The following is a 7,390-nucleotide window of genomic DNA, read 5'->3' on the forward strand; positions in this document are numbered from 1 at the left end:
GAAACCAGTAAATCCGGCATTCCTTTAGCTGAATTACTCGAATTATCCCAATGCATTATGGAATTGCCCAATCTTAGACTAAGAGGCGTCATGAGCATAGCCCTGCGCCCGAAACAGAATATCTAAACCAATGCCGACCTTTGCGTCAGCTACACAGCGCGGTAACCGCATTAAACCAGCAAGCATTCGATACGCTTTCTTATGGCATGAGTGGTGATTTAAAAAGTCGCTATTCACGAATGCTCGACGTTAGTATGGATAGGAACGGCGTTATTTGGGGCAAGAGGCTAGTCTAATTATGCAGAGTTATATGTAAGTTAACTTGCAATTGTAATTTCTCGACAACCAGAACAAGCATCGGGCACTTGCTGTTGTTGCAGTTGATGCTGTAAGCGCTGAGTCGATGTGAATTTTGACACATCTTTAATAAAACAACAGGGCAGCTCGACACCATCAATCGTAAAAAAACGCATCGTTGGTTGCTCAATAAACCGACAGCGATAGTGATATTCAAACGTTACGGCGCTAAATACTCTTTCATAATGCTGCCTATAATCTGATTTTTGCTGCAGCGGTTGCACAATATGACGGGTTAAGCCGTGTTGCTGAAGAAAATAGCGTAATGGTTTAAAATCTTGGCCATAATCAACCGAATGAATAATAATCCGTTCAGGACTTAACTGATTGGTTAATAATTTTAGGTTTTGTAATACTTGGTTAAGCTTAAAACGACCAATATTTTGTGCCTCTTCAGCATTAATCGTATCAAGCGAAATACCAATCTGTGGAAAATATTGCTTAATACGTTGGCAATCAATAATACTGCCATTGGTAATGGTATAAGGTATATAACCTGAATCTCGTACTTTTTCTACCATACTCCAGAATAGAGGATGAACCATAGGCTCGCCTTCACCTTGTAATGAGACCCAGTGACGCTCCCCCTTAGCAATCCGACTCAAAATATTGTCAAAACATGCCATGCTCATATGCCTCTGCGGCATTTTTCTTCCAGCACAGTAAAAGCAGTTGTAATTACAATGTGTTGTGATTTCCAGTTGAAACAGCATAATCTAATTTTTTGAAACGCTCAGAGCAAAAGAGAAAGCGCAGCTAAAAATGTATAGGTGCGCTTTCCTAAGTTTTTGACGCAAAAATGAAAAAGGCGTTAATCGAAGAAATCCGATTGATAAGCTTGCATACCCAGCAAAGTGACTAAATCTCCGGTCACTGCCTTAGAATCTTGATCAAGTGCAATACCGGCTCCTGTATTATTGTAAGACGCATCATTCAAAGCGATGTTACATACTGAGTTAGTGGTTGACACACAGACTTTTAATTGCTGAATCTTAAAACTATCTTCAGGACTGGTGTCTGTTGTATCCGCCGCAATGATTAACACATTACCCAACCACTCGGGTTTATTAACATCCGCCCAACGAGCTGAACTTAACGTTGTTTGGTTTAATTCAGAAAAACTCATTTGTGCTAATAACTCAGGTGATAAGTTGCCATGGTTTGTAAACGCTTGGTCAATATGGCCTATCCAAATCTTAATATCACTATCAGCCGTGACATAGCTTAAATAGGCTTTATCAACGATAACATCGGTTGCAAATTCAAAGACCACAAAGTTATTTTGGCCTTGATTATCAACCGTGTGGCTAGAGTTACGACCACTTCCTTCCTTCTTATCAGTCACGCCTAGACCGCCACTGTAATTGCCTAACCAGGCAGAACTAAACACACCGGTGGTTTTATCTTGACTAAAGGCGCTTGCATGTAAGGCAACGCCGTTGGACTTAAAGCTTAATAGATTGCCATCAGGCCCATCGGTTTGAGCGCAGCCTTTAAACGTATAGGTGAAACACGTTTTTGACGGTATCGTTAAGCCTATGTCCACATCCAAGTTTTTGCCGCCTACCGCCAATGTCACCGAATCGGTAAGCCCTGTCGTGTGGATAGCGTCGGAATCTAAACTCTCATTACTGCCTTGATTGGCTAGTGTAAAGTTCATGCCATCTGGCGCAATAGCTTGTACACGATAATTGCCTGCTGCTAATTGATTAAATTGATAATGACCTAACGCATCGGTCTGCGTTGTTGCCAATAGCGCGCCGCTAGTATTCAACAACTTGACGGTAACACCGGCTACCCCAGGCTCGTCATTTTCTTTAAGCCCGTTGGCATTTCGGTCATACCAAACGCTATCACCGATGAGCGCCGATTTTACTAATGGCGGTTGCGTAATATCGAGTAAAAAGGTATCGCTAGCCGTTAAACCTAAAATATCCGTCGCGGTTACGGTAACAGCTTGTGACCAGCCTGCAGGCGCCGTACCGGTAAATCGCTGTGTCAGTACATCAAAATTTAACCAACTCGGTAAAGACGAGCCATCTGCTAGCTGTGCACTCAGCGTTAACACATCGCCGGTATCTATATCGCAAAAGTGCCAGCGGGTACAGTATAAGCCCAAGCTGCACCGACTTGCGCCGCCTGATCAACTAACGGCTGCACTAACATAGGCGCATCGTTATTCCCTGTTACCCGAATAACAAGCTGACCTGATGCACTGCTAATCCCATCGCTAACGGTGTAATTAAACACATCATCTAACTGCTGCCAAGCTGGTAGAGCCTGCACAATAAGCTGCTCGTTATTCAGCGTATACTGATACCCTCCCTCGGCATTAACCAATAATTGCCCGTATGCACTATTGCTAAGCTCTGACGATGCCACGCGCAGTACCGCGTTGGCATCAATATCAGTATCGTTCGCCAAAACATTGCCGCTTGCGGTGAGGCTTAAATCCTCTTGTACCGCATTGGCATCAGTCTCAGCTACCGGAACATCATTCGTACCTAAAATAGTCACGCTTAACATGGCTTCAGCGGTTAGCGGCTTCACTCGATTATCATCGCTAATTTGGTAGCTAAGCTGTTCAGTCAATTGCTGCTCTGCGTTTAATGCTTGAATAGTAGGCAGGTTATTATTGAGTTGATAGTTGACTTCGCCGGTTGCCGAAATCGACCAAACACCGTACAGCCCAGCCACCGTAGCCGCCGTTGTGAGCGAAAGCTTATCGTTGAGGTCAGGATCGCTGTCATTGCTTAAGGCATTCATACTCGCAGCCAACAGCGTGTCTTCTTGCACCACTAAATTGTCATCAACGGCAACAGGTGCATGGTTATCTAAGGAAGCAACAATGTCATCATCCGTGATCGTCGTGCCATCACAAAAACGGAATAACTCAATTTTATGCGCACCAATAAACCATTGGCTAAGTACCATGTGCTCTTGGCTATCTTTTAGCGTTAACACTAAATCGTCTGCCTGACGTGAAAACACAACGTCTTGCAAGCTTAAATGATCGTTAAAGCGAACTTGATCATAGCCACCGTCATCAACCACCGTATCGTCGCCAAAACCTTTAGCAAACACATACCAATCATCACCTAAGCCACCGAATAAACTATCATTACCGCCCGCCCCAGTTAAAGTATCATCGCCTAAACCGCCTTCTAACCAATTCGCTTGCGTGTTACCGCGCAGTAAATTATCGGCATCATTGCCTATGCCCGTCACGGCATTCGCAACTAAATCCAGATTTTCAAATTCAGGCCCTAAGCTGTAAAACGTCAAGAAACTACGCACCGTATCAATACCAGCATCAGCTTCTTCGGTTACGGCATCGTTTTCGTTATCGACAAAGTAAACATCATTACCCAAGCCGCCCGCCATCGTATCGGCGCCTAAACCACCATCAAGCCGGTTATTACCCGCATTGCCGAAGAGAACATTAAAATCGTCGTTGCCTATCACATCGACATTAGCAGAACCGGTAAAATACAACGCTTCCACATGCGCCGGTAACGTTAAGCTCACCGAACTAGAAATACTATCGTAGCCTTCACCGGCGTACTCGATCACGACATCTGAGATAGACGTTAACGACGGCCCGGCATCATCATCGCCACTACCAAAATGGCATTCGCTAAACGTGGTAGGAATTAACACCGTCATGCTGCCGTCCACGATATACACATCGTTGCCACTACCACCTAGCATCGTATCTATACCAGCCCCACCATCTAAATAATCATCATTGCTAGTGTTTAACAAGCCATCATCGCCACCATAGAGATAATCGCTATCAACACCACCTAGTAAGGCATCATTACCTGAGCCACCATCAAGCTTATCTTCACCTGCACCACCATCGAGTGTATCGTTATTGCCAAGAAAAATAAGCCCCCCGTAACCACTATAACCATCGGAATAGACATAGGCGCTACTGTAATCATAACCATACCAATTATTAGAAATTTCAGTAATCGACGAGCCATCATCGCCGCCGTACAGTACGTCATTATCAGCATCGCCGTACAGTACATCGTCGTCAGAACCCCCATCTAGGCTATCATTGCCATTACCACCATACATCTCATCGGCATTTACTGCTAACAGCTCACCACCATAACCACTTACGTTATTGGCTACAAAAACTGCATCGCTACCGCCAAACAGCCAATCATCACCGTCGCCACCATCTAACGTATCGTTACCCGCCCGACCATCGACACGATCTTGACCGTCAAAGCCGTATAACTGATTAAAACCATCATTGCCCGTTATCTCGTTATCCAGCGCATTGCCTAATCCATCGGTATAAACAATCCAAGGGTCGTCGCTAAAATTGCCGGTTAAGATTAGATTCTCAACGTCATCGGGTAAACTAAAGGTTAGCGCGGACTGCACTGTATCGTTGCCTTCATTCGCCAACTCTATGACGGTGCTGTCAGCCGCATAAATCACGACATAAACATCATCGCCAGTGCCGCCATACAAGCTATCATGACCTTGTAACCCCGTCAGCGTATCGTTGCCAGCAAAACCTTGTAGCTGATTAGCCGCTTGATTGCCGGTTAGAACATTGTCTAAAGTATTACCGCCACCGTTTAAATCTTGCCCACCGGTTAAGGTCAAATTCTCAACAAATTCAACTAAGGTATATGTCACGCTGCTCTCAACCGTATCCATACCAGCGGCTTGCGCCTCGATAATCACATCGTCATCGCGTTCGATTTGATAAACATCATCACCTAAGCCACCCATTAACGTATCTAAACCTAAGCCACCGTTTAGCGTATCATCACCGTCTAACCCAAACACCTGGTTATTCCCGCTATTGCCCGTTAACAGATTGGCAAATTCATTACCGGTTATGTCTGCGTCATTAGAACCGGTTAAGATTAACGCTTCCACATTGGCAGCCAGCGCGAAATTAACGCTGCTTAAGATGCGGTCATAACCGTTGTTTGCTGCCTCAATAACCACATCGGCGCTATTATCAACCACATAGTCATCATCACCGGCACCGCCGGCCATCGTATCGGCATTAGCACCGCCATCGAGCGTATTATTGTTGTCATTACCAGTTAAATTATTTGCTAACGCGTTGCCAAATGCTTCCTCGCTATCCGCTAATAACACGACATTGTCCAGGTTTTCACCTAAGCTATAATTCAGCGTGGTATACACCGTGTCTATGCCTTGGCCGCTGTGTTCCGTCACGGTATCTAAGGCATCAACAGCAAAATAATGGTCATTGCCTAAGCCGCCTAACAAGGTATCAGCGCCAAAACCGCCCTCTAAGCTATCATCACCCTCATTGCCGATAAGACGATCCGCACCATCGAAACCGAACAACGAATTGTTTTCGGCATTGCCGGTCAGTGTATTCGCTAATTTATTGCCCGACCCGATTAATGCCGTGCCTATTAAATGTAAGTGCTCAAGCTCAGCGCCTAAACTGTAATCGATAGCCGCATTAACGGTATCGCTGCCGTTATTAGCCAATTCAACAATCACATCGCCCAGACTATCAACCAATAACTGTCATCGCCGTTACCGCCTTCTAGCCTATCGCTACTCAAACCACCGTCTAATGAATCATCACCTAAGCCGCCTTTCAGCGTATCCTGACCTGACAAACTCGATAAACGGTTATCGCCATCATTGCCTAGCAATTCGTTATTACCGGCATTGCCCATACCGGTTATGTCATCGTGACCTTGTAATTCAAGCCGTTCGACGTTACTGGCTAAGCTATAATCGACCGTGGCGTAAATCGTATCGGCACCTTCACCAAGCTGTTCTGTTACGCTATCGCTGGTATCGGTTAAGAAGTATTGGTCATTACCAATACCGCCTACCAACGTGTCAGCGCCAGAACTCTCATAGAACTTATCATTGCCTTGTTCGCCGAACAGCACATCATTGCCTTCGCCACCGTTTAATTCATCATGAGCATCCCCACCATAAACGGTATCATCACCGGCTAACGCGTTAATCCTATCGACAATACCGGTGCCGGTGATAACCTCCGCCGCATCGGTGCCGGTAAAATCCATGCCTAAATCCAGTAATTGCTCGTAGCTTAATACGCCGTCGGCAAAAATAAACGTGCTAATCGCAGGGCTTGCATAAGGATTATTCGGTTCAAAGCCGTCAATATGAACTTCATCGCCATTATCGCCTACGTTGATTAGCAACGAGCCTAAACCTAGATGAATATCGCCAATTTCAACGCCGCCCATAAAGAAAATGGCATTACCCGCATAACCTAAGTCATTAATAGCCGCGTCTTCTGTATCGATGATAGTATCGACACCGTCACCGGGCACCACAAAATAAATATCAGCACCCGTGCCTCCCAGCAGAGTATCGCTCCCTAAGCCACTAAATAAATAGTCATTGCCTGCCCCTGCATCAAGCCTATCATCGCCGTCATCACCCTGTAGCTCGTCTTTGCCGTCACCGCTGGTTAAACTATCACTGCCAAAGCCACCCACCAAGGTATTGTCACCTGACGTATCGAGCAGTGTGTCATCACCTGAACCGCCACCTAAGACATCATTGCCATTCGCGCTAGTTAAAACATCATTGCCATCTTCGCCGTATAAGGAATCCTGGCCATCGCCACTGGTTAATACGTCATCGCCTAAGCCACCTACTAACAGATTATCGCCTGACATATCGGTTAAAGTATCGGCGTCATCAAGACCGTATAATCTATCATCACCTGCACCACCTTCTAAAATGTCATTACCTATGCCGCCATTAAGCACATCGTCGTCTTCAGCACCGTTCAACACATCAGCATCGTCGCCACCTGATAATGTGTCTGAACCTAGACCACCTAATAGCGTATCCTTACCCGCCTCACCAAATAGCCTGTCATCACCTTCGCTGCTGTCCAATTGGTCGTTACCGTCACTGGCAATTAACAAATCATCACCCAAGCCACTGCTTAAAATATCGTCACCGGCCTCACCAAATAACGTGTCATCGCCGTCACCACTAGCTAATTGGTCGTTACCGTCACCAC

Annotated in this window: 5 protein-coding genes; 1 reads left to right on the forward strand and 4 read right to left on the reverse strand. The window is 45.6% G+C overall.

Annotated elements, in window-relative coordinates; genetic code table 11:
* Positions 1-140 precede the first annotated feature (140 nt).
* A complete protein-coding gene (locus VZ94_RS26105) occupies positions 141-296 on the forward strand; it encodes a hypothetical protein (RefSeq protein WP_157844965.1) in 156 nt (51 codons plus the stop codon).
* Between the two features lie 21 nt (positions 297-317).
* Here VZ94_RS26105 and VZ94_RS16790 read toward each other — a convergent pair whose 3' ends face one another.
* From VZ94_RS16790 to VZ94_RS16805, 4 genes are all read right to left on the reverse strand, one after another.
* Complete coding sequence (locus VZ94_RS16790) at positions 318-1,070, reverse strand: radical SAM protein (protein WP_082081760.1); 753 nt, start codon at positions 1,068-1,070, stop codon at positions 318-320.
* Between the two features lie 98 nt (positions 1,071-1,168).
* Positions 1,169-2,476: an SdrD B-like domain-containing protein gene (locus VZ94_RS16795; RefSeq protein WP_045780103.1), complete on the reverse strand. Its 1,308-nt coding sequence runs from the start codon at positions 2,474-2,476 to the stop codon at positions 1,169-1,171.
* Positions 2,437-5,892, reverse strand: a complete 3,456-nt coding sequence (locus tag VZ94_RS16800) for a cadherin-like domain-containing protein (RefSeq protein WP_045780104.1) — start codon at positions 5,890-5,892, stop codon at positions 2,437-2,439. The genes VZ94_RS16795 and VZ94_RS16800 overlap by 40 nt, the downstream gene beginning before the upstream one ends.
* Positions 5,868-7,390: calcium-binding protein (locus tag VZ94_RS16805; RefSeq protein ID WP_045780105.1), on the reverse strand; the 1,523-nt coding region annotated here is incomplete at its 5' end. The genes VZ94_RS16800 and VZ94_RS16805, both read right to left, overlap by 25 nt.

The sequence above is a fragment of the Methylocucumis oryzae genome, assembly GCF_000963695.1.
GTDB lineage: Bacteria > Pseudomonadota > Gammaproteobacteria > Methylococcales > Methylomonadaceae > Methylovulum > Methylovulum oryzae.